Here is a 24238-nt window from a genome sequence, read left to right on the forward strand (position 1 = left end):
CAGGCCGGAGTACGGCGTGGGTCTTGTCCGGGTGTTGCCTGGTGGGGGTTTGCGTGCAGAGCGCTGCCAATGGGATCAGCGGGCGGCGTGTTCTGCGCGGGCCGGTGCACCCACCTGGTGCAGGTGTTGCAGGGCCTGCCGGTAGGAAGTGACGAGGCTGGTCTGTTCGTACGGGACGCCGATGGCTGTGCAGTAGGCCTGCACGATGGGCTGGGCCCGGCGCAGGTTGGGTGTCGGCATGCCGGGGAAGAGGTGGTGCTCGATCTGGTAGTTCAGGCCGCCGAGCGCTGCGTCGGTCAGCCAGCCGCCGCGCACATTGCGGGAGGTGAGCACCTGCTTGCGCAGGAAGTCCTCGTCACCGGCCGGGTGCGGCATGCCCTTGTGGTTCGGTGCGAACGTCATGCCCAGATAGACGCCGAACAGCGCCTGGTGCACGAGGACGAACGCGATGGCCTGCAGCGGGGACAGGACGATCAGCAGCGCCGCCAGGTAGCCGGCGGCGTGCAGGATGAGCAGCGCGCTCTCCAGGCCGCGGCGCTTCGTCACGCCGTTGCGCAGCGCCTTGACGCTGGAGACCTTCAGGTCGATGGCCAGCAGCGTGAGGAGCGGGAAGAACAGCGCCGCCTGGTGCCGGGTGATGAAGCCGGCCAGTCCGCGCCGGCCCGGGGCCGATGTGCTGGCCCAGATGAGGACTTCGGGGGCGACGTCCGGGTCGAGGTCGTCGTGGTTGGGGTTGTTGTGGTGGCGGGTGTGCTTGTCCATCCACCAGCCGTAGCTCATGCCGATGGCGAGGTTGCCGGCCAGCCGTCCGGCGAACTCGCTGGGCCGCCGGGTGCGGAACACCTGGCGGTGGGCCAGGTCATGGGCCACGAGCGCGACCTGGGCGAACGTGACGGCGAGGAAGGCGGCCGTCAGCAGTTGCCACCACGACGATCCGATGATGACGAACGCGGTCCAGCCGCCGAGCAGCATGAGCGTGACGACGCTCAGCCGGGCGACGTAGTAGGCGGGCCGGCGGTCCATCAGCCCTTCGCGGTTGATCCGGCGGGCCAGGACCGCGAAGTCACTGCCCGCCGGCGCCCGCGGCGGTGTCGTGGTGCTCGTCATTGCTTCATGACACCGTGCGGTGGGCAGTTCGTCAGGAGCGCCAGGTTGTCCGCCGTGGGGGTGCTAGCACCACCGCCGAGCCGCGGGCACCGCTGGCACAATGAGACGTGTGGGCATGACCGGGGCCGGCGCGCTGTCGGGCCGATGGGCTGGCCGGGGCGCGCGCGGCGTGCTGTCCGGCCTGGCGGCGGTCGGTCTGGCGCTCACCAACCTGCCGCTGCTGGCGCTGTCCATTGCCGTGCTGGCCCTGACACCGGTGCCGTTCCTCGGCCTGGCCCTGGTGCCGTGGACGATGAGTCTGGTCCGGATGCGCGCCGATCTGGAGCGCAGGCGCGCCTCGCGGACCGGCGTGCTGGTGAGCCGGCCGTACCATCCGGCGCCGGAGCGGGCCATGGCCGGTGGCTGGCGGCGCTTCCGGTGGACGGTGACCGACCCGGCCACGTGGCGCGACCTCGCGTGGCTCGCGCCGGGTGCGGTTGTCGGGTGCGGGCTGGGGGCGGTCGGTGTGCTCGTGCCGCTGTACGGTCTCGCCGGTCTGACACTGACGCCGCTGTGGATCTGGATCGGCACCGGCTGGTACGGCTACGGCGCCAGCTGGTCCATCGACTCGTTCGCCGAGGGTCTGCTCTGCGTGCCGCAGGGCGCCGTCATCCTCGCCGGCGGCCTTGCGGTGGCGCCCTGGTGGCGCCGCGTCGATGCCCACTTCGCGCACCTGTTCCTCGCGCCGACGAAAACGGCCCAGCTGCGGTTGCGCGTCACGCAGCTGACGGTGACCCGGGCCGACACGGTGGACGCCCAGGCCGCGGAGCTGCGCCGCATCGAGCGCGACCTGCACGACGGCGTCCAGGCCCGGCTCGTCTCGCTGAGCATGGTGATCGGCCTGGCCGACGAGCTGCTCGACCGCAACCCGGCCGGTGCCCACAAGCTGCTCGCCGAGGCCCGCGAGTCCAGCGGTGCGGCGTTGGTCGAGCTGCGGCACCTCGTTCGCGGCATCCACCCGCCGGTGCTGGCCGAGCGCGGTCTCGGCGGGGCCGTCCGCGCGCTGGCGATCGGCCTGCCCGTCGACATCTCGGTCGAGGTCGACCTGCCGGGCCGGCCAGACACGCCCGTCGAGTCCGCGGCGTACTTCGCCGTCGCCGAGACGCTGACCAATCTGGTCCGGCACAGTCACGCCCACCGCGGATCGGTGATCCTGCGCCACACGAACGGGGTCCTGACCATCGTGGTCACCGACGACGGGACCGGAGGCGCCAACCCGGCGGACGGCTCCGGCCTGCGCGGCATTGAGCGCCGCCTGGCCGCGTTCGACGGCACCATGACGCTGTCGAGCCCACCGTCGGGGCCTACCGTCATCACCATGGAGCTGCCGTGCGCGTTGTCATTGCCGAGGACCATGCCCTCCTCCGCGACGGACTGACCCGGCTGCTGCAGGCATTCGACTTCGACGTCGTCGTGGCGGTCGACAACGGACCGGCCCTGCTGCCCGCCCTCATCAGACACAAGCCCGACGTCGCGGTCATCGACGTACGATTGCCGCCGACCTTCACCGACGAAGGACTGCAGGCCGCGATCGCGGCCCGCACCCGCATACCCGGCCTGCCGATGCTGATGCTCTCCCAGCACGTCGAGCCGCTCTACGCGCGTGAACTGCTTGCTACCCCGCACGGCGGTGTCGGCTACCTGCTCAAGGACCGGGTGTCCCACATCGGCGAGTTCGTCGATGCCGTGCGGCGCGTGGCCGGCGGCGGCACGGCCATGGATCCGGAAGTGATCTCGCAACTGCTCGCCCGCCGCGAGCCGCTGGCGGTGCTCACCGGCCGGGAGCGCGAGGTGCTCGGCGAGATGGCCGAGGGCCGCTCCAACTCCGCGATCGCCGCCAAGCTCGGCATCACGGAGAAGGCCGTGAGCAAGCACATCAACAACATCCTCACCAAGCTGGACCTGCCACCCTCCGACGACGACAACCGGAGGGTCCGGGCCGTCCTGGCGTACCTCAACGCCTGAGCGGTTTACGTCCGACCGTGCCCCGCGCGCCTGGCATTGTGACGCGACCCCGACAACGACTTCGGCGACGTCGATAGATCTCCACGTTCGAAATGCCGGCTCTCCGTCGGGATAGATCTGTGGCCGGCCGATAAGTTTGGGATGCTGCGTCGGTCTACCTACCGACAGCACCTGATTCGAAGGGATCACTGCGATGGCAAAGGTCATCTCCACGCTGTTCATCTCGGCCGACGGTGTGGCTGAGATCGACCCCGAGTGGCACTTCCCGTACTTCGACGAGCACATGGGCCGCGCCGTCGGCGAGGACTATGACACCGCTGATGTGCTGCTCATCGGCCGCGAGACCTACGACAGCTTCGCCGGAGCCTGGCCCGGCCGCGAGGCTGCGGGTGGGGACGACGCACCGTTCGCCAAGCAACTCGGGGACATGCGCAAGGTGGTCGTCTCGCGCCAGCCGCTGGAGTTCTCCTGGCGCAACTCCGAGCTGATCAAGGGCGATCTGCTCGATGCCGTCACCTCGCTCAAGGCCGATGCCGGCATCAGAGGCATCCTCATCCCCGGGTCGATCTCCGTGGTGCAGCAACTGCTCGCCGCGGGGCTGGTGGACGAGCTGCGCCTGCTGGTACATCCGGTGGCGGCGCGTAAGGGCCGCAAGCTGTTCGACGACGGCGACGCGCCGTACCACCTGAGCATGACGGCGACGGAGGCGTTCCCGACGGGCGTGATCCGCGTAATCTACTCGCCGACCGCGGCACCCGCCAAGGTCGGCTACGACGAGGTCAAAGACCAGGTACCCGGAGGGAAATAGCCACCTTCGCAGGGAGGATCGCCGCATCGGCGCCCTGGACCAAGCCGCACGTCGGCATCGTCGAAGTTCGCGCCGCTGTTGCCTCGGTAGCGAGCTGCTCCCGGCCGGGTAACAATCCGTCAGCCGCCGTGATGAGACCGGTGGCATCGCCGGCGGGCCGCAGGCTTGGAAGCTCAATCCGATTCGCGGACGGCAGCACGCCGGCGTGATCGGGTGACCTCCGCTTCGGCCTCGGTGCGGTCGGCCCAGACGCCGTGCTCGGCATCGATGGTCTTGCCCGGTTCGAGATCCTGGTAAATCTCGAAGAAGTGTTGGATCTCCAGTTTATGGAAGAGTTCCAGGTCGGGCAGGTCCACCAGGTATGCCAGGCGCGGGTCGGCGATCGGGACGCAGAGCACCTTCGGGTCCGGGCCTCTCGCGTCGCGCATCCGGAACATGCCGAACGCCCGGCAGCGGACCTGGCAGCCCGGGAAGGTGGGTTCCCGGACCAGCACGAGCGCATCGAGGGGGTCGGTGTCCTCGCCGAGGGTGTGCTCGATGAAGCCGTAGTCCTCCGGGTACTGGGTGGCGGTGAACAGGGTGCGGTCCAGTCGGATCCTGCCGGTGTGGCTGTCCATCTCGTACTTGTTGCGTGTTCCTTTGGGGCTCTCGACCGTTACGTCGAACTCCATGCGGTTTCGCTCCTCGGCTCGGGTGATTCGCCCGTCCCCTGCAACGTGTAGCGATCGCGTGAACGCCGCAGCCCGATCCGGTGGCGGTGAGGTCGCCACGACGACGCGGCGTCTCAACGGTACTGCGCAGCGCCCGGTGATCGTTACGAACAAGACCAATGCCGCAGCCGCGGGGAACCGACGTCAGGCGTACCAGGTCGGTTTCGGGTCATGAACCCGAACGAGGGACTGGTGCATCTCATGCGCTGCCGAACGCTCAGCATCGTTGGAAGCTTCGATAGCAACACCGCAGGTGGACCCGTCCGCCGCTGGATCGCAGACCGGGACCGGCTGCCCTTGCCCATCTCCACGTCTCATGCCACCGGCCTGCGCTGCCCGCGTTGTCTCGGTGCATAGCAGGGAGTAGCGTCAGCGACACGACGCCGGTCCCGGCGCCTGACTGCCTTGGCGCCGGCAGTGCCGGTCTGCGGAAGGGCGCGGCGGATGCGTACACGCTACCGACAGGTAGCCCGACGTTGTGAGCCGTTGCCCTGGGCCGCCGCGATCGGCACGATCATTGCTCGTACGTCGAGCGCTACGCCTCATCTGCGCCGCCGGGATGTCGCGCAAAGCGGCCGGCGTGGTTGAGCTGTTGGAGCGAGTCTGCGTCGACGTCGCGCAGGCGCTGTCCGCCTCGGGAGCCGGGGTGAGCGTGATGGCCAGCGACGGCGTGCACGGCATGGCCGCGGCCTCGGACCCGCGCACCGCGCGGATCGAGGAGCTGCAGTTCACCCTCGGCGAAGGCCCTTGCATCGACGCCTTCGCGGCCGGCCGGCCGGTTCTGGTGAGCGATCTGGCAGATGGAGCAACGAGTCGATGGCCGATGTACACGCCCGCGGTCCGGGACGCCGGGGTCCGGGCAGTGTTCGCGTTTCCGTTGCAGATCGGTGCGGCCCGCCTCGGGGTCCTGGACGTGTTCCGCACCCGCCCCGGCTCGTTGTCCCGAGCGGAACTGGGTCATGCGTTCACGTTCGCCGATCTGATGGTGATGACGCTGCTGGACGGTCAGGAACGGGCCGGCGGCGGCGAGTTCGACGAGGTGTTCGAGCACCGCGCCGAGCTGTTCCAGGCCCAGGGCATGGTCATGGTCCAGTTGGGCATCCCCCTCGGCGATGCCCTGGTGTGGATCCGGGCCTACGCCTACGCCATGAACCGGCCGTTGGGCGAGGTGGCCTCGGACATCGTCGCCCGCCGCCTGCGGTTCGACACCGACCACGCATGACCACCGCATGGACCACCGCGACGACGATCGCAGGAAGGCCGGGAAGCTGTCATGACCACCGTATCCGAGCAACGCCTGGCGCGGATCTTCGTCGAGGTCGCCGACACCCTCGTCGACGAGTTCGACCTGATCGAGTTCCTGCAGATGCTCGCCGACCGCGCCGCCGGGCTCATCGACACCGCCACCGTGGGTCTGCTGCTGGCCGATGAGCAGAACCGGCTGCGGTTCATGGCCGCCTCGGACGAGACGACCAAGCTGCTGGAGCTCTTCCAGCTGCAGTGGCAGGACGGCCCCTGCCTGGACGCGTTCCGCGCCGCCGAACCGGTCGTCAACGCCGATCTGCGCTCCGCACGGGCCCGCTGGCCGCGGTTCGCGCCCTACGCCACGGCCGCCGGGTTCCGCTCCGTACATGCCTTTCCGCTGCGGCTGCGTAGCGACGTCATCGGCGCGATGGGCGTCTTCGGCACCGGCAGCACCACGCTCGACGACGCCGACGTACAGATCGTGCAGGCACTGGCCGACGTCGCCGCGATCGGCCTGCTGCAGGAACGGACGATCCACCGCGGCGAGATCCTCACCGAACAACTCCAAGGGGCGTTGAACAGCCGGATCGTCATCGAGCAGGCCAAGGGCGCCATCGCGCAGGCACACCACGTCTCCGTCGATGCCGCGTTCGAGTTGCTCCGGGCCTACGCCCGGCGGACCAACCGGCGGCTCAGCGACGTCGCCCGCCTCGTGGTCACCGACCTGGGCAGCCTTCCCGACCTCACCACTACCTGACGCACCGCGACGGCACCCCGACACAAGCCTGCCCGCCGGCCGGTCTTCGCATCAGGCCCCGCGCACGTCACAGCCGCGCGAACTGCAACGCCTGAAGCTGTCGCGGTCGTGCCGCACCGTCACCCAGCCTGGGTGACCGGGCCTGCGCGGCCGCTTCGCCGGCTGGGCTGGAACGGCCGACGGGGTTACGGTATCGTCGGATGTCACCTCGGACCCTGGTGGCGAATTCCGTAAGTCACGGATTCGACGTCACCCAGAGGGTCATGATGGTCGGTTATGTGTCCTCACCTGCGACCGCCGCCGGTGATCAGACCACCGCGGCGAACGCGTCACGGCATCTGCGCCGGACCCGGCTGCACGCGGCGTTGGCCGCGCCAGGCGGGAACTCGATCACAACGGTCTACGCTCCGGCCGGCGCAGGCAAGACCGACCTCGTCGTGGACTGGATCGAAGCGGTCGGCGCGGGGCGCCGCTCGGTGTTTGTGGACCTCGCCGCGTCCATCACCGCCCGATGGTGGCAGGCGCCACTATGGTCACCTTCGTGGTGGCCGTCGTGGCCGCTCAACACGGCCGAACTTGCCCAGGCGCTGCATGAGGGCATCCCTGAACACGCCGGCGGCTCGGTGATCGTGGTGCTGGACGGCACCGAGACGGTCGTCGGCACCGGCTTCCTGGCCGAGGTACGGCAGCTTGCCGCCGGCGAGGACCGCCTGCACGTCGTGCTGCTGGGCAGGTACGCCCCACCGGACGGCTCCCCGCATCCTCTGGCACACCCCCGGGTCGGCGCACTCCGTGGGCGTGACCTGGCCTTCACCGCCGCCGAAACGGCCACCCTCTGCGTTCAGCGAGGGCTTGACCTGCCCGCGGCCGTCAGCAGACGCCTGTATGCCATCACCGATGGGTGGGCTGCGGGTCTCGTGGTCGCGACCGCGGCGCTGAGCGGGCAACCGCATCAGCCGGAGGGCGTCCTGGAGCAGCTGCTGCGCACCGGCGCGGGGCTGTCGGAATACGTGATGCGCGATGTGTTGGGCCGGTATCCGGCCGACCTCCGCCAAGCCCTGCGCGACGCCAGCGTGGTCGAATCCGTCCGCCCGGACCTGTTCACCACGCTCACCGGCCGGACCGACGCCGCCGTCGTCCTGGCCGATCTCGCCCGCGACGGTATGTTCGCCACCCGCCTCGACGACACGTCCGCCTGGTACCGCTACCACCGGCTCTGGCGGGCCGCCCTCTACACCGCCCTCAGCGAGGATGCCCCCGCGCACGCGCGTCACCTGCATGCCACCGCCGCCGACTGGTACACCACACACGGCCAGCCCGCCGAAGGGCTGCGCCACGCGCTGGCCGCGGCCGACCGGTCGTCGGCCATCAGGATCGTGCAGCAACACGGCGTGCAGATCAGCGACGTTACGCCACAGGCGGCGGTCACCGCGGCGGCTCCGGGCCCCTGGTCATCGCTCGCCAACGATGCACCACTCGCCCACGCATTCGCCGTGCACCGCGGTCTCAGCAACAACACTGCAGACCCGCCGTCCACGGTCCGGCCCTCGGCGGCCGCCGTCCGGTGGGAGACAGCGGGGCCCGCTGATCTGATCCAGCCCTCGGCGCAACCCATCTGGCGCGCCTTACGCAGCGGGGACCACGAAGCGGCGCAGGCCGCGCTGATCTCCGGCGCGGCGGCGACCGGCCGCAGTCCGTTGCAGCGCTACACCATGCTGCGCCTGCACGCCGTCATCGCCCGTATGACCGGCCGGCTGCGCGACGCCGTCCGGCATGCCGACGCCCTCGGCGAGGACGTTCGCGCGAACGGCCTCGTGGGTTCCCACGACGACGGCTGGGCGCGGCTGGTCCTTGCCGAAGTGGCCGTCCAACGTGGCACACCCGACGCGGCCGTACAGCACCTCGACGCGCTCGCGGTCCAACTGTGGCAGTCGGTACCGGCGCTCGTCGCCGCCCAACAGTTCCAGTCCGCGCTGCTCTGCCAGCAACAGCACGACGATGCTGGTGCGTTGGACACCGTCGAACAGCTGATCGCCGACGGCGACGACGCGTTGCTGGTCCCGCGATGGGCCGCACGAGTGCTGCGGGTCGAACTCCTCATCGCCACCGGCCGGCTCCACGACGCCCACCGGCGCTGGCGTGCCGACGTTGCCGCCATCCCCGCATCGACCGCCACGATCACCACCGCGAAGCTCCTGCTCGCCCGGCAACCGCAGGCCCGCATCGACCTGCTGCTGCAGCCCCTCATCGACGATCCGCACATCTCGCTGTTCCACCAGGTCGAGCTCCGCCTGCTCATGGCGCACCGGGCGAACACCACCGGCGACACGCAGCGCACCACACGCCTGGTACGCCAGGCCATCGCCCTCGCCGACCCCGAACAACTCCAGCACCCCTTCCACGCCAACCACCACATGCTCGCCCCCACCCTCAACCAGCTCACCCCGCCGGTCGGCGGTCTGCTGAGCCCGGGTGAGATCTCGGTCGTGCGATGCCTCGCCGGACACCGAACCATTCGCGAAATCGCCGACGAGCTGTACCTCTCCCCGAACACCGTGAAGACCCACGTCGCGTCGATCTATCGCAAGCTGGCGGTCCACACCCGGCGCGATGCCGTACACGCCGCGCTTGCCCTCGGCATCCTCCCCACCGGCGACGTTCCACCGGCCCGGTCGCGACGGCTTCGCTCGTAGCCCTCGCCCGTTGGCGGCCGCGGTCGCCGGCCGGGCGAAGCGCTGTAGCCGGTCGCGCCGCGTTGCGGAGGTTAGCGCCCCGTGCACATGGGTAGACCGCGCGCCGTTGAGGGGGTGTGCCGTTGACGTCATCTGACACCTTGGCCACCGCCAACTGGCGGAGCCATGGGATGACCGTTCGTCGGCGTGTGCTGGACGCGGTGTCCTGGCTGACCACGCCGCTGTTGCCCGATGACTATCTCGGGCTGGTCAATCCGCTGTGGTCGCTGCGGGGACTGCGTGGCCGGGTCGAGGAGGTGCGGCCGGAGACCGCCTCCGCGGCGAGCCTGGTGATCCGTCCAGGGGTCGGCTGGACGGATCACCGCGCCGGTCAGTACGTGCGGGTGGGGGTCGACATCGACGGTGTCCGGCACTGGCGCCCCTTCTCGCTGTCCTCGTCACCGCACCGCCCCGACGGGCGCCTTACGATCACCGTCAAGGCCACCCCGGACGGGCTGGTGTCGCCATACCTGGTGCGCCGCGTGACGCCCGGGACGATCGTGCGCCTCACCCCGGCCGAGGGTGACTTCGTGCTACCCGAACCGACACCCCAACGGCTGTTGTTCCTGACCGCGGGTAGCGGGGTCACGCCGGTGGCGGCGATGCTGCACAGCCTGGCCGCCCTGGATCGCATGCCGGACGTAGTGCTGGTGCTGTCCGCACCGACCTCCGAGGAGGTCATCTTCGGCCCGGACCTGCGGACACTCGCCGCAGGATGCAAGAGCCTGCGATTGTACGAACGGCACACCCGCACCGGCGGCCGGATCACGATGGCGCAGGTCCGTGACATCTGCCCCGACTGGCATGAACGCCATGCGTGGGCGTGCGGCCCGGCCGGGATGCTCGACGACGCGCAGCGGCACTGGCGGCGGGCCGGCGTCGGCGACCGCCTGCGGGTCGAGCGCTTCCGGACCGGCCGGGTGTCCGGCGGTGCCGGCGGCCGTGTCAGGTTCGCCGCGAGTGGACGCACGGCGCATGCGGACGGCAGCACACCACTGCTGGCCGTCGGCGAGCACGCCGGTGTGCTCATGCCCAGCGGGTGCCGCATGGGCATCTGCCACAGCTGCGTGGTACGGCTGCGCTCCGGCCGGGTCCGCGACCTGCGCACCGGCCGCGAGCACAGCGACGAGGGCGAACTCATCCAGACCTGCGTCACCGCGGCGGCCGGTCCCGTCGAGATCGATGTCTAGGGGGAGACCCACCAATATGCCTACGCCCGAACATCTCACCGACGTCGACATCAAGGAGATCGGCCGCGAGCTCGACCGAATCCGTGACGAGGTGGCCGCCAGCCTCGGCGACCACGACGCCCGCTACATCCGCCGGGTCATCGCTGTCCAGCGGGGCTTGGAGGCGGGCGGCCGCACCCTGCTGACGGTCTCGATCCTGCCACCGGCGTGGCTGGCCGGCACCGCGGCACTGGCCGTCGCCAAGATCCTGGAGAACATGGAGATCGGCCACAACGTCCTGCACGGTCAGTGGGACTGGATGCGCGACCCCGACATCCACTCCACCACCTGGGAATGGGACCACGCCTCGCCGGCCACCATGTGGAAACACTCGCACAACGTTGTGCACCACACCTACACCAACGTGCTGGGCAAGGACCGCGACATCGGCTACAGCGCGATGCGCGTCAGTCCCGAGCAGCCCTGGCACCCGATCTATCTCGCCCAGCCGCTCTACAACGCCGCGCTGGCTGTCGTCTTCGAGTGGGGCATCGCCATCTACGACGTCGAGCTGGACCGTGCCTGGCGCGGCGAGAAACGCTGGGGTGAGGCACTGACCCAGCTGCGCGGGGTGCTGCGCAAGGCCCGCCGTCAGGTCGTCAAGGACTACGTGGCGTTCCCGCTGCTGGCCGGACCGTCATGCATCCCGGCCCTGCTCGGCAACCTCCTCGCGAACGTGGCCCGCAACGTGTGGTCACACACGATCATCTTCTGCGGCCACTTCCCCGAAGGCTCCGAAGTGTTCACCGAAGACCAACTCGACGACGAGACGCGGGGCGAGTGGTACGTGCGGCAACTGCTGGGCTCGTCCAACATCGACGGCGGCCCGCTGCTTCACCTCCTGTCCGGCAACCTCAGCCACCAGATCGAACACCACTTGTTCCCCGACCTGCCCAGCAACCGCTACGCCGAGATCGCCCCGAAGGTCCGCGACCTCTGCGAACGATTCGGGCTGCGGTACAACACCGGCTCCCTCGCCCACCAGACCGCCAGCGTCTGGAAAACCCTCTTCCGCCTCGCCCTGCCGCCCAACCGAGGGTCAGACGGTGCGTAGGTCGCAGGACCGGGCCGTAGTACATGGACGGAGCGGCACGGCTACTTCCAGTACCACTTCTGGTTGCTCTGACCGTTGCACGGGTACAGCTTCACGGCGCTGCCCGGGGCGGTTGCCTGCTGGTACACGTCCGCGCACTTGTTCGACTGCACGCCGACGAGGTTGTTGTTGCTGGTGCTCAGCCGCCACTGCTGGGCCGGTTTCCCGCTGCACAGCGCCACCTGGATCTGGGTCAGGCTGTCGGTCGACCCCCACGCGGCGTCCATGCACAGCCCGACCGAGCGGATCGTGCCGTCGGACAGCGCCTCCCAGTGCTGGACCGCGGAGCCGTCGCAGCGGGCGATGGTCAGGGCCGCGCCGTCTTTGCCGGCATTGGCGCTCAGGCACAGGCCCGACTGCAGGCCGGCGATCGCGCGGCCCGGGATCGTCGGCGGCGCTGGAGGTGCCGCGGCCTTGGTCGTGGCGGCGGTGGTCTTCGGTGCCGCCGAGGCCGCGGTGGTGGTCATCGCCGGCTTCGGCGGCGCCTGGGTGGTCTCCGCTGCCGGCTGGGCCGGTGCGGAGGAAGCGGGCCCCGGCGCGGCGGCGCTGCTCGCGGGGAGCTGCGGGACGTCCACCGCCGCGGGGTAGGCCGCCGGGGCTTCGGCGGCCACCGGGTGGCCGGGGTGGTGGCGATACAGCTGCAGCGGTACCACCACCAGCACCCCCAGCGTCACCAGCGCCGCGGCGGCGACCAGCACCCGCCGTTGCGGCAGCAGGCCGCGGGACACGGTCGCGGGCTTGCGGGCGTACGCGGCGGCGAACGAGTCATCGGACGGGGGCACGGTCGCTCCTCATGGAAGGCAGGTCCTCGGGCAGCAGCAGGACGAGGTCGTCGGGGCCGGCGCCGTCGAGCTCGGCGACGCGCTGCGCCTGCCGCTCGGTCAGCTCCTGGAACACCTGGCGCGCGAGGCGGCCGTTGCCGAAGCCCTCACCGCGCGGCAGGGCGTCGAAGTAGCCGGCGAGGCCCTTCGCGGCGGCCTCGGTCAGCTCGTAGCGGTGCTCCCCCGCCTGGTGCTCGACGATCCGCACCAGCTGCTGGGTGTCGTAGTCGTCGAACTGCAGCGTGCGGGTGAACCGCGAGGCGAGGCCGGGGTTCGCGCCGACGAAGCGGGTCATCTCGTCCGGGTACCCGGCGACGATGACCACGACGTCGTCGCGGTGGTCCTCCATCATCTTCACCAGCGTGGCGATCGACTCGTGGCCGAAGTCGTCGCCGAAGCGGGGCACGAGCGAGTACGCCTCGTCGATGAACAGCACGCCGCCGAGCGCCCGGGTGACGGCGGCGGCGGTCTTCGGGCCGGTGTGCCCAACGTACTCGCCGACGAGCGCGGACCGGTCGACCTCCACGAGGTGACCGCGGCGCAGCAGGCCCAGCGCCTTGAGCAGCCGCCCGTAGAGGCGCGCCACGGTGGTCTTGCCGGTGCCGGGGTTGCCGGCGAAGACCAGGTGGCGGCTCAGCGGCGGCGCCGGCAGCCCGGCCTCCTGGCGCAGCCGGACCGTCTGCATGAGCTTGACCAGCGTGTGCACGTCGCGCTTGACGCGCTCCAGGCCGACCAGGACGCCGAGCTCGCCGAGCAGATCGTCGAGGCTCTCGTCGGCCGGCTCCGGGTCGGCCGGCGGCTGCTCGCCGGAGCCGCTCACGCCGGCCGTTTTCGGCAGCGGTACCGCACCGTCGGCTCCGGGCCGCTCGTCGAACGTCGCCGTGCTGCGCTCGCCGACGTGCACGGCGGTGAAGCCGGGCTCGGTGATGCGGCAGTCGGCGTACGAGCCCCCGGCGTCGTCGGCGACGTAGAGGCCGTTCTTGGCCACGCCGTGCACCCGCAGCCCCGACACCACCGGCCGGGCGCCCGTCCACACGACCAGGCCCGAGCCGCCGCCCCCGGCGACGGTCGCGCCGTCGATGCGGACCTCGGCCGGGCTGTCCACGACGATCCCGGCCGCGCCCGCGTCGCGGACCGCGACCTCGGCCAGGGTGGCCGCCCCGGCCCCGGTCACCTCGAAGCCGACCCGAGCCGGGCGGACCACGGTGCAGTTGCTGATCGTCGCCGCCTCGGCCGAGGCCAGCTGCAGCCCGATGTCGGCGCCGTCGACGCGGCAGTCCCGCGCGGTCAGGCGCGCCGAGCCGGACGTGTGCACGCCACTCATGGCCAGCTCCGCCAGGTCGCAGCCGGTGAGCTCGACGTCGGCCCGGTCGGCGGCGTGCACCCCGTGCTCGGCGCCGCGCAGCACCCGGCAGCGCTCCAGCCTCAGCCGGGCCGACCCGGCGCCGTGCACCGTCCCGTACGCGGAGCCGACGAGGTGGCAGCCGGTCAGCAGGGCCCGGGCCGTGCCGGTGACGAGCAGCGCGTTGGCGCCGGCGTCGCGCACGGTGCAGTCCTCGGCGACGAGCTCGGCGTCGTCGGCGACGACCAGCCCGCTGGCGCCCGGGCCGGTGATCCGGCACTCGGTCAGCCGCACCCGGGCCGCCCCGTTGACCTGCACGGCCGCGGAACCGGCGCCGACGATGCTGCTCTGCTCGGCCAGGGCGGTCGCGGCGTCCTCCAGCAGCAGCCCGCTGCGCCCGGCCCGGTCGATGCGGCAGTCGGTGAGGCTGAGCCGGGCCGTGCCTCGCACCCGGATCGCCGAGCCGTCGGTGGCGTCCAGGCGCAGCCGGGTGGCGGCGAACTGCGCGTCGCCGGCGAGCACGATGCCGGCGCCGCCGCCGATGCGCACGTCGCTCGCCTCCGCCCGGGCCGGCCCGAGCAGGTGCAGCGCGGCGCCCTTGGCGCCCTCGATCGCGCCGCCGGCGAGGATCAGCGCGGCCGAGCCCTTGGCCTCGACCCTCCCGCCGCGGACCCGCGAGTCCTGCAGGACCAGACCGCCGTTGTCCACAATGGATACCAGGACCCGGGACGGCTCGTCGCCGGCGATCGTGAAGCCGAAGACCGAACAGTCCGCCGCCACGACCGTCAGCGCCGGCTCCGGGCCCGGCGGGGCGAGCTCGACGCTGCCCGGCCCGGCCTCCGGCCGCAGCGTCACCGCCCGCTCCAGCCGCAGCGCCTCGGTGTACCGGCCCGGGGCCACGAGGACCGTGTCGCCGGGCGCGGCGGCACGCACGCCCGCCGCCAGGTCCTGGTGCGCGCCCCGGCGGCCCGGCGCCACGAGATGTGCCGTCACGCGCCGCCTCCCGCTTGGAAGTACCACGGGTCGATGCTGACCCGGAACGCCTTGGACAGCTGGGAGGTCACCAGTTTCTCGGCGATCTTCCACGGCAGCTGCAGGCCGAACTCGGCCAGGCCCTGGCGGTGGAAGGCCCGGCCGCCGAGGCCGGCGTTGAACAGCGTCTTGCCGATCGTCGTGGTGACCGCGCCGGTCAGGCCGGCCGCGGCGCCGATCAGGCCGTCGATCGCGGCCGCACCGCCGTGCAGGTACACCGTCTGCCCGTCGGCGTTTGTGACGCCGAAGATCGAGGCGTTCATGGCGCCGTTGACGAAGCCGGTGAGCCCGGCGACCGGGACGTTGAACGCGAAGTCATAGGTGCCGCCCCGCCAGCGGGTCGCCGTCTCGTTCCCGGCCCACTCGTTGCTCCAGTGCTTGTCGTGGTTGAGCGGCTTGCGGAACCAGGCCTTGCCGCCGTCGATGTTGGCCAGGCCCGCCTTGAGGTCGGCGGTGCGCTGCAGCGGCCCGAGCCGGTTCTCGTGCAGCACCGAGCCGACCGCGCTCTTGACCGCCGAGCCCACCGCCGCGTTCATGAGCGCCTTGGTTACGTCGTCGCCGTTGAACTGCTTGCCGGCGATGGCATCGACGATCGCGTTGACCACCAGGTTCGCCGCGAACTCCAGCAGGAACTCCTGCGCGAACTCCAGCGCCACCTTCTGCGCCAGGTGCGATGCGTAGGAGCGGTACTTGGCCTCGCTGAACGCGCCGCCCGGGAGCTCGCCGCCCCACGCCATCCGGTTGCCCTCCCGGATGCGCCGGTTCCAGCCGCGGATCTGCGAGGCCCAGCCGCGGTAGTCCAGCTCCCGGCCGGCGAGGTCCAGGCCGCGGCCGGCGCCGGGGACGTACACCCAGCCGGCGTCGTCGCGGCGGGCCAGCACGTTGCCGACCCCGTCGTACTGCCGCCACTGGCCGCGCCACGCGTCCTTCTCCAGGAAGTTGCCGCCGGGCAACGAGGTGCGCTCGCGCACGACGCCGCCCATGTCGAACTCCTTCCACACGCTGCGGTCGCCGCCGGCGCCGTACTCGCGCACCCGCCGCAGGCCCGCGTCGATGTTGGCCTGCGGGATGTCGCGGACGAGGACCGGCCCGCCGGGTGAGGGCGTGACGTCGCGGAACCGGGTGGCGCCGGAGAACCACTCGCCCTGCCATCCGCTGCCGCCGCCGGGCAGGCGCGGGTTCCACCATTCCCGGGTCGCGCCGCCGGGGGCGGTGACGTTGCCGAACTTGTCGACGCGGCGCCACTCCCAGTGGTGTCCGCCGGCGGCGTTGTCGACCCGCCACGCGTCGACGTACGCGCCGCCGTCGAGCATCCGCCGCTCCCGGACCAGCACGTTCGCGCCGTTGATCGTCTGCAGGTCGCGGAACGAGTCGTCGAACGTCGTGTGCGGGCCGTTGAAGTTGCGGCCCCAGTCGCGGCTGCCGCTGTTCGTGCCGTCCGTCCACGTCCACCGGCGGGTGTCGGAGCGGGCGTCCTTGCCCAGCACGCTCTTCCAGCCCCGCGACTGCGGGCCGTGCGCCTCGACGTGGACCGTCCCGCCGCCCGGGGCGTTGGTGGGGAAGTCGTCGCGGCGGCCCACGATGATGCCGTGGATGTTGCGCTGCGTCCACGGGTTGCCGGCGCCCTCGAAGGCGTCGAAACGCGCGGCGCTGCCGCCGCCCCGGGCACCGCCCGGGGCGGGGATCGCCGGCGGGCGCTGGAACTCGCGGATCGAGCCGTCCTCGAACCCGGCGCGGGCGACGCGGAACTGCCCGGCGCCGGCGCCGAAGGTGTACCAGTCGCCGCCCGGCGCCGGATGGGCGGCGAAGCGGTCCTCCCAGACCCGGCCGTCCGCGCGGCTGCCGCGGGGGAAGAACACTCGGTGGCCGGAGAGGTTCCCGGCGCCCTCCGTCCAGGGCACCCGGCCCGGCGTCAGGTGCGCGCCGGCCGGCAGCGGCACCAGGTCGTCGCCGACCTTGAGCGTGTTGCCGTGCTCGAGCTTGCCGATGTACCGCACGAACCGCCCGTTGCGGCCGACGTCGTACACGGCGTCGCTCATCGACACGAACCGGAACCCGTCGGCGTTGCCCAGCGCGCCGCCGGTCCGGGTCCACGTGAACACCTGGAACCTCGTGTCGGTGCGCAGGAACTGGTTGCCGTGGGCGTGGAACACGCCGCTCGGCACCCCGGCGAGGAACCGGCGGGCCCAGTGCGGCGGCCGCTGCTCGGACCAGCGGGCCGTCTCCAGCGTCGCGTTGCCCGGCGCCGGCAGGTTCTCCAGCTTGCCCGCGTCCTTGCCGTGCGGGGAGTGCGTCTGCCAGGTATCGGTGCGGGCGCCGCCGGTGAGGCCGTACTCCCGGTACATCCCGGCGTTGTCCGGCCCGTGCCACGGCCCGTGCTGGCGCTGGGCGACGTCCCCAACGGCCTGGCCCGGCCGCGGAAGGAGCCGGTCGGTCCAGCCGCCGTCGCGGTCGAGGGCGCGGGTGCCGCCGCCGAGGGTGTTGCCGTGCGCGTCGAGCCGGGTCCACGTCCAGCGGCCGAGCGGGTCGCGCACGGCGATGACCTCGCCGGGGCTGATGGTCTGGCGGATCGAGTGCGACGGGGTGCCGATGTGGCTCACGTCGCGCCACGCCACCGCGGAGTTGTCGAAGCGCCGCACGCCGTGGTCGACGAGGTTGCCGGCGTGGTCGAACTTCGCCCACTGCGGCCGCTGGGCGCCGCCGCGCACCCCGCCGACGCTGCGGAACACGTCCAGGGTCTGGGTCGTGCCCGGGATGGCGCGGCGGTCGAACATCTCCGCGCCGGTGGCCGTCTTGAGCCGTACCCTGCCGTTCGCCGCCCCGCCGAGGTCCGCGGCACCGCGCTGGAACGGCCCCGGGTTCGCCACCGGTGTGCCACCGTCGGCCAGATGCCAGGTCCGGCCCGGCGCGTCGACCACGAACTGGCGGGTGGTCGGCGCGCCGTCGCGCAGCACGTTGAACGACTGCTCGCGCAGCGTGCCGTCGGCGTTGTGGACGCGGTACTCCCCGTTGCGCAGCCCGCCGGTGTCGGTGACGCGGAAGTCGCCGCCCGGCAGCCGCTGCACCCGCAGGTGCGGCAGCTGGGCGCCGGCCGCGTTCTCGGCGTGCCAGCCGCCCCCGGCGGGCTGGACGAACACCCGGTCGACGTGGCCGCCGATGTCGTCGGCCCGGACTCCGGTGTGGGTGAGGTTGCCGGCCCCGTCGAAGCGGTGGAACGCGCCCCGCCCGGCGGTGTCCACGATCCGCGCGCCGCCGCCCGCCTCGGCGTGCACGGCGAACCCGGCCCCGGCCTCGAAGGTGGCCGCCCCGCCACCGGTGTGGCTGACGACGAACCGGCCCGGCAGCACCGCACCAGCCGCGTCGGTGAGCGGCCGGCCGGTCTGCACGACCTGCCCGGTGCCGTCGACCCGCACGAACCCGCCGCCGGGCCGGGTGTCGGTGATCTGGTGCCCGGCCGGGTGCGCGGCCACCTGCAGCTGCGGGTCGCTGACCTCGATGTGCGGCGGGGTGCCGTCGGCGTGCGTGACCCAGCTGTGGCCGGGCAGGTCCAGGCCCGCCGGGTCTCGGACCGGGCGGCCGCTCTGGGTGGGGTTGCCCCGCAGGTCGAAGCGCTCGAAGCGGCCCGCGTTGGCGACGTCGTCGACCTGGAACGCGCCCGCATGCGGCGCGACCTGGAAGCCGGCGGGCACCTCGAGGCTGGGCGGGCCGCCGTGGTTGTCGACGTGGTACCAGTTCGGGTGCCCCGGCAGCGGGCGCCCGTACGCCGTCGCGGTGCCGCCCGCGTCGAACCGGTGGAACGTCCCGGTGGCACTGTCGGTGATCCGCACGCCGCCGCCCGCCTCGGCGTGCACGGCGAACCCGGCCCCGGCCTCGAAGGTGGCCGCCCCGCCACCGGCGTGGGTGACGACGAACCGGCCCGGCAGCACCGCACCAGCCGCGTCGGTCAGCGGCCGGCCGGTCTGCACGACCTGCCCGGTGCCGTCCACCCGCACGAACCCGCCACCCGGCCGGGTATCGGTGATCTGATGCCCGGCCGGGTGCGCGGCCACCTGCAACTGCGGGTCGTGTACCTCGACGTGCGGCGGGGTGCCGTCGGCGTGCGTGACCCACGTCCGGCCGGTGAGGTCCTGCCCGGCCGGGTCGAGCACGGGACGGCCCGTCTGTGTCGGGTTGCCCCGCAGGTCGAAGCGCTCGAAGCGCCCTGGGTTGGCGACGTCGTCGACCTGGAACGCGCCCGCGTGCGGGCCGACCCGGAAGCCGGCGTCGACCTCCATCGCCGGCGGGGCGCCGCGCTGCTCGACCAGGTGCCAGCTCGGGTGCCCCGCGACCGGGGTCCCGTGGGCGAGCGTGGTGCCGTCGCCGGCGAAGCGGTGGAAGCCGCCGGCGCCGTCGGTGACCTGGAAGCCGGTGCCGTACGGGGCCTGGGTGTAGCCGCCGCCGGTGATCTCGATGTGGTGCGCGCCGCCGCCGGCCCGCTCGACCACGAACCGGTGCCCGAGGTCCCGCCCGTCCAGCCCCTGCAGCGGGCGGCCGGCCTCCGTCAGGTGGCCGCCGCCGTCGTACCGGCGGAACTCCCCGCCCCGCTGCAGGTCGGTGATCTGGAAACCGCCGTCGCCGTGCGCGGCGGCCGTGTACCGCGGGACCGGCACGTCCCGGCGTCGACGACCCGCAGCCGCTCGCTGCCGTCGCCGGCGTAGTGGATGTCCACCCGCAGGTCCGACGGGGAGCCGTCGGCGTTGTGCAGCGTCACGTGCGGGTCGTACGGCTCCGCGACCGGCCTGGAGTGCACCGGGCCGCCGCCGAGCAGCCGCGGGCGCAGCTTCACCGACTCCGCGGTGAGCTCGGCGATGCGCAGGTCCATCGTCACCGGGTCGATCCCCAGCGACTGCAGGTCGCGGGCGATCCGGTCGATGCGGCTCAGCGCGGCCGCGTACGTGCGCTCGGCCCGCACCTGCACCGCGCTCGGGCCGCCGGAGGAGCCGCCGGGACGCTCCAGCAGGTCCTGCCAGGCCCGCTCGACCCGCCCGAGCTCGTTGCGGGCGCGGGTGTACGCCGCCCAGGTCTCGATCTTCTTCGTGCGCAGCGGGTCGCCGGGGCCGCCGAACAGCTCGCCGATCCGCTCGCTGTCGCGCCGCCAGGCCGCTTCGAGGCCGGCCGCGGGCACGGAGACCGGCTTGCCGGGGCTGCCGGCCCCGTGGACCGCGTCGTCGAGGCCGGTCCCGGACCGCAGCGCCCGCGCGCCCAGCTGGCTCTGCACGAGCCCGGCGACGGCGGTGGCGCCGACCGGGTCGATGCCGCCGTTCGCCGCGCCGTGGACGGTGTTCGTGCCCGCGTCGTAGGCGGGGTGGACGGGCGGCGGGGGCGGCGTGCGCTCGCCGAGTTTCGGGGCGGCCGCCATCGGTACGGCCACGACGAGATCGTCCACCTTCGGCGCGCCGGCGCTGTGGGCCGGGCTGGTGTTGCCGGGGTGGACGGTGGCCGGGTTCGCGGTGTGGGCGGCCGGCGGCGGCATTTCGCGGATCGGGGCCGGGTTCGCCGCGGCGGTGTGGGCGACGGTCTCGAGGTGACCGGTGCCGATCCCCGGGATGCCGTCGACCTCGGCCAGGTCGACGTGGACGGGCGGTGGTCCCGCGGCCACGTGGGCCGCGCCGTCGACGGTGTGGGCGGCCGTCGCCGGCGTCGACACCAGGTGGGTCACGGGGGTCGGGGTCGTCGTGGCAAGGTGCGCGACCGGGGCCGGCGGCGCGCCGGTGGCCAGCTGCGTGACCGGGGCCGGCGGGGCGCTGGTGACCAGGTGCGCGACCGGCGCCGGTGGCGTGCCGGTGGCCAGGTGCGCGACCGGGGCCGGCGGGGCGCCGGTGGCCAGGTGGGAGACGGTGGGCGTGGCCGGCGGGGCGACGTGCGCGACCGCCGGCGGGGTTGCGAGCGCGTTGACGGCGGGGGCCTCGACGTGGACCGGCGGGGCGTCGGCGTGCCGGACGATCGAGCCGACGTCGGTGCCGAGGTTCATGGACACGTGCTGGGCGTTGATGGCCAGGCTGGTGTGGTCGGCGATGCGGGCGCCGGCGCCGTTGAGGGCCGAGACCGGGGAGCCGTTCATCAGGTGCAGCGCCGGCGGGGTGACGGCCGCCGAGCCCAGGCCGTCCAGGGCGTGCACCGGGGCCGGCGGGGTGGCGGCGTGCAACGCGCCGGCACTACCCAGCGACGGCGTGTCCAGGTGCGGCGCCTGCAGGTGCGGCACGTCGAGGTGGTGCACGCCGTTGGCCGGCGCATTGAGGTGCAGGCTGGGCACGTCCAGGCGGTTCGCCCCGGTGGTGAGGGAGTTGGCGTGCAGGTTGGGCAGGTCCAGGGCGTGGACGGTGCTGCTCAGCGCGGGGTTGGCGGCCAGGTGGGGCACCGCCGGCGGCTGCAGGTGCACGGCCGAGCTGATGCCGGTGATGTGGTCGACGCTGCTCAGGACCGGATTGGCGGCGCGGTCGGCCCAGCCCTCCAGGCGTACCTTCGACATGGTGTCCATCGGGGACAGCAGCAGGGCGTCGAGGTTGCGCACGGCGTCGCCGCTGAGGTGCACCGAGTCGCCGAACGAGGTGTTGATGTGCATGCTCGGCGGGGTCAGCGACAGGCGCCCGAGCCCGTCGAGCCCGCCGAGTCTCGGCGTCTGCAGGCGCGGCGGCACCGCGAGGTCCCCGGTGCGCAGCTCGGCCAGGCGGATCTGGTGCGTGTCGACGTGCTGCTCGGGCAGGACCGGGTGCGGCCGGGGCAGGCCGAAGATGTGCTTGCCGAGCACGCCACGGTCCCACACGGCCAGTTTCGTGGCCTGCCAGACGCCCAGGTGCAGCTCGTCGGCCTCGGCCGGCAGGAACAGCCGCAGCCAGCGGTTGCCGCCGAGCTCCCGCTGCAGGAACGCGAACGTCGAACTGCCGAACTTCGCCACGAACCCGGGGACGCCGGCCACGACGTTGCCGATGCCCTTGACGCCGCCGACGATGAACAGCCCGCCCTTGCTCAAGGTCGCGGACATGAACGCGGGCAGGTCCTTGATGCCGGCCCGCACCCACAGCCCGGCGCCCTTCACCCAGCTGCCGCTGAGCGCGACCATGTCGTGCAGCCCTGGGAACAGCACGAACGGGTGCGAGATGATGCCCTTGAACGTGTTGCCGAAGAACTTGAACGCCGCGAACGCGCCGGCCTTGAGCCCGTTCCAGGTGAGCTGGGCTCCGGCCTTGATGAGCTGGAAGATCGGCACGGCCCGGGTGGTCGGCGCGAGGATGCCCAGCGCCGAGAGGAAGAACTCCAGCGCCGAGGCCTTACCCTGCGCGAAGTCGACCGCCGTCTTGATGAACAGCACCATGTTGACGCCGAGCGCGACGAGCGCGATCGGGCCGCCGAACACCAGCGCCGGCAGGATCAGCGCGATCGCGAGCCACTTGAAGATCTCCCAGAACTCCTGGCAGCCGGACACGGGCTGCTTGATGTGCTCGTACGCCTCCACGATCTTGTTCGAGGCCGCGCTCGCCGCGTGGGACACGGCGGTGCCGGCCTGCTTCGCCGTGTCGGTGAACCCCTGCCGCGCCGGGTCGTCCTCGGCGAGGTTGCGCGCCTGGGCCAGCGCGTTGTCGGCCCGCCACTGCTGGTCGCGCAGCGTGGTGTTGTAGTCGCTCAGCGCCGTGACGGTCCACTCGAACGCCTCGGCCAGGCTCTGCACGAACCCGCGCAGCCGACCGGAGATCTTCTCCCGCAGCGCCTCGGCGGTCTTGCCCACGAACGCGTTGGGCCCGGCGGTCTCCAGCACGGCCGCGAGACCGTCGTCGACGTCCCGGGCGACCTTGCCCAGAGCCCGGACGGAGGCGATGACCTCGTCGATCCGCCCGGGATCCCCCGGCGTCGGGTCGCTGCCGAGGCCGACCTTGTCCCAGTCGGTCGGGCGAGCCACGGCCCCGCCTCCTCACGCTGTGCCCCGGGGTCTCCCGGCCTCGCCACGACCACGTCCGAACCCGCTCTCCGGTTCACCCCTTCGCCCAGTCCGGCGCGATATGGCTTCGCGCTGATCGACCCGGACCGGGCGCCCCGCAGCACGCCGGATGAACCGCTGGGCGGGCTCGAACGTGGTCGTGGCGGGACCCCGGCGGCACACGGTCGCGGCGAGGTGCCGGTCAGGAGAGCGCCGTGCCCGACTTCGCGATCGACTACGGGCTGCTGCACCAGGCCCGCAAGGACCTCCACGATCTTGCCGACCGAATCGGGCCGCGCCTCGGGGACACCGTGTTCTCGCAGGTCGGCAGCATCGAGTACGGCGACAGTGACACCGTGTTCGGCAACGAGGGGCTCGCCGAGAGCTTTCGCAGCCTGTACCGGCGCGCGCAGCACCCGATGAGCAAGGCCGAGGACGACCTGCGCGAGCTCGGCGACATCTTCGGCGCCGTGGCGGACGGGTACTTCGACGTCGACGCCCAGATCGCCGACGGCATGGGCATGATGGGCTCCACCCTCGACCTGGACCGCTGGAAGGACAAGAAGGCGGCCTGGGAGTACCTGCAGGGCCACCGCGCCGACTGCGTCCCCGGCGCCGACGGCAAGATGCCGGACTTCTGCTCGGCGACCGACCCCGGGCCGCCGCCGACCGACCTGACCATCAACACGCCGACCGGGTCGGTGCACACGCACCTGACGCTCGATGCGGACAACAACGTGATCAAGGAGGAGACGACGGTCGTCAACGGCGACCAGAAGTACACCTCCACGACCTCCTACAGCGACGGCGGCAAGAACTACACGACGGACACCGTCTTCAGCGACGGCAGCAAGACCCACTCGGTGACCACGACCGGCGACAACGGCTCGTCCACAACCGACACCACCGACCAGGACAGCAAGACCACCCACACCGTGATCAGCCTCAACCCCACCGGGGGCGGCACGATGACGGTCAGCGAGCCCGACGGCACCGTCACGCAGTACTCGCGCCCGGACCGCTACGCGCAGTGGACCGAGACCAGCAAGACCAGCCCCGCGGACGACGAGTCCACCTTCTACCCGCCGACGATGTAACAACGGAAACGGAGCCCAGCCCCCATGGCCAACATCTCCCTCGACTACGACAAGATCGAGACGACGTCGAACCGCCTGGACAACGCGGTCCGCGACATCCTGCCGATGCTGGACCGGCTGCGCAGCGACGTGTCGAACCTGCTCGAGGACGGCATGGTGTTCCAGCAGTCCAGCCCGGCGATGAAGGACTCGTACGAGAAGTTCAACACGTCGCTGCCACCCTGTACCTGCGTCAGGTGATCGGACCGATGGACACCGTCCTGATCTGGCTGGAGCAGTTGCAGAGCAGCAGCGCATCGTTCGCCCGGGT

At 72.2% G+C, this 24238-nt stretch carries 16 protein-coding genes; 10 read left to right on the forward strand and 6 right to left on the reverse strand.

The features are described from left to right. Positions 1-75 precede the first annotated feature (75 nt). Positions 76-1107 (reverse strand): acyl-CoA desaturase, encoded by a 1032-nt coding sequence (locus tag AB0M46_RS34465; RefSeq protein WP_363343018.1) that lies wholly within the window; start codon positions 1105-1107, stop codon positions 76-78. A gap of 115 nt (positions 1108-1222) precedes the next feature. Between AB0M46_RS34465 and AB0M46_RS34470 the strand changes: the two genes are divergently transcribed. From AB0M46_RS34470 to AB0M46_RS34480, 3 genes are all read left to right on the forward strand, one after another. Next, positions 1223-2524: a sensor domain-containing protein gene (locus AB0M46_RS34470; RefSeq protein ID WP_363343050.1), complete on the forward strand. Its 1302-nt coding sequence runs from the start codon at positions 1223-1225 to the stop codon at positions 2522-2524. Further along, positions 2476-3111 carry a response regulator transcription factor gene (locus AB0M46_RS34475; protein WP_363343020.1) on the forward strand — a complete coding sequence of 212 codons (636 nt, stop codon included), beginning with the start codon at positions 2476-2478 and terminating at the stop codon, positions 3109-3111. Before AB0M46_RS34470 ends, AB0M46_RS34475 begins: the two co-directional genes overlap by 49 nt. 193 nt (positions 3112-3304) lie before the next feature. Further along, on the forward strand, positions 3305-3919 hold the full coding sequence (locus AB0M46_RS34480; RefSeq protein ID WP_363343022.1) for a dihydrofolate reductase family protein: 615 nt from the start codon (positions 3305-3307) through the stop codon (positions 3917-3919). 173 nt (positions 3920-4092) lie between these two features. Here the strand turns inward: AB0M46_RS34480 and AB0M46_RS34485 are convergent, their stop codons facing one another. Next, complete coding sequence (locus AB0M46_RS34485) at positions 4093-4590, reverse strand: inorganic diphosphatase (RefSeq protein ID WP_363343024.1); 498 nt, start codon at positions 4588-4590, stop codon at positions 4093-4095. Between the two features lie 619 nt (positions 4591-5209). Between AB0M46_RS34485 and AB0M46_RS34490 the strand changes: the two genes are divergently transcribed. The 5 genes from AB0M46_RS34490 to AB0M46_RS34510 all read left to right on the forward strand — a co-directional run bounded on the left by AB0M46_RS34490 (position 5210) and on the right by AB0M46_RS34510 (position 11646). Further along, positions 5210-5851, forward strand: coding sequence for a GAF and ANTAR domain-containing protein (locus AB0M46_RS34490; RefSeq protein WP_363343026.1), 642 nt, complete (start codon positions 5210-5212; stop codon positions 5849-5851). Positions 5852-5902: 51 nt separating this feature from the next. Next, the gene (locus tag AB0M46_RS34495) at positions 5903-6631 is read left to right on the forward strand and encodes a GAF and ANTAR domain-containing protein (protein ID WP_363343028.1); all 729 of its coding nucleotides are present in this window, start codon (positions 5903-5905) and stop codon (positions 6629-6631) included. A 278-nt stretch (positions 6632-6909) separates the two neighbouring features. Beyond that, positions 6910-9324, forward strand: coding sequence for a LuxR C-terminal-related transcriptional regulator (locus AB0M46_RS34500; protein ID WP_363343030.1), 2415 nt, complete (start codon positions 6910-6912; stop codon positions 9322-9324). A gap of 170 nt (positions 9325-9494) precedes the next feature. Then, positions 9495-10553 carry a ferredoxin reductase gene (locus tag AB0M46_RS34505; RefSeq protein ID WP_363343032.1) on the forward strand — a complete coding sequence of 353 codons (1059 nt, stop codon included), beginning with the start codon at positions 9495-9497 and terminating at the stop codon, positions 10551-10553. 16 nt (positions 10554-10569) lie between these two features. Continuing rightward, positions 10570-11646 (forward strand): acyl-CoA desaturase, encoded by a 1077-nt coding sequence (locus AB0M46_RS34510; protein WP_363343034.1) that lies wholly within the window; start codon positions 10570-10572, stop codon positions 11644-11646. Between the two features lie 41 nt (positions 11647-11687). Here AB0M46_RS34510 and AB0M46_RS34515 read toward each other — a convergent pair whose 3' ends face one another. Genes AB0M46_RS34515 through AB0M46_RS34530 form a run of 4 tightly spaced genes read right to left on the reverse strand, consistent with a single transcriptional unit; the run spans position 11688 to position 22813 of the window. Next, a complete protein-coding gene (locus AB0M46_RS34515) occupies positions 11688-12467 on the reverse strand; it encodes an RICIN domain-containing protein (RefSeq protein WP_363343036.1) in 780 nt (259 codons plus the stop codon). Then, a complete protein-coding gene (locus AB0M46_RS34520) occupies positions 12451-14841 on the reverse strand; it encodes a right-handed parallel beta-helix repeat-containing protein (protein ID WP_363343038.1) in 2391 nt (796 codons plus the stop codon). The genes AB0M46_RS34515 and AB0M46_RS34520 overlap by 17 nt, the downstream gene beginning before the upstream one ends. Beyond that, a complete protein-coding gene (locus AB0M46_RS34525) occupies positions 14838-19529 on the reverse strand; it encodes a hypothetical protein (RefSeq protein WP_363343040.1) in 4692 nt (1563 codons plus the stop codon). The genes AB0M46_RS34520 and AB0M46_RS34525 overlap by 4 nt, the downstream gene beginning before the upstream one ends. Next, positions 19421-22813, reverse strand: coding sequence for a hypothetical protein (locus AB0M46_RS34530; RefSeq protein ID WP_363343042.1), 3393 nt, complete (start codon positions 22811-22813; stop codon positions 19421-19423). The genes AB0M46_RS34525 and AB0M46_RS34530 overlap by 109 nt, the downstream gene beginning before the upstream one ends. Before the next feature lie 233 nt (positions 22814-23046). On the opposite strand from AB0M46_RS34530, the gene AB0M46_RS34535 reads away from it, so the two are divergent. Then, positions 23047-23928 (forward strand): hypothetical protein, encoded by an 882-nt coding sequence (locus AB0M46_RS34535; RefSeq protein ID WP_363343044.1) that lies wholly within the window; start codon positions 23047-23049, stop codon positions 23926-23928. Positions 23929-23952: 24 nt separating this feature from the next. After that, on the forward strand, positions 23953-24168 hold the full coding sequence (locus AB0M46_RS34540; RefSeq protein ID WP_363343046.1) for a hypothetical protein: 216 nt from the start codon (positions 23953-23955) through the stop codon (positions 24166-24168). Positions 24169-24238 lie beyond the last annotated feature (70 nt).

The organism is Dactylosporangium sp. NPDC051485 (assembly GCF_040682015.1).
GTDB lineage: Bacteria > Actinomycetota > Actinomycetes > Mycobacteriales > Micromonosporaceae > Dactylosporangium.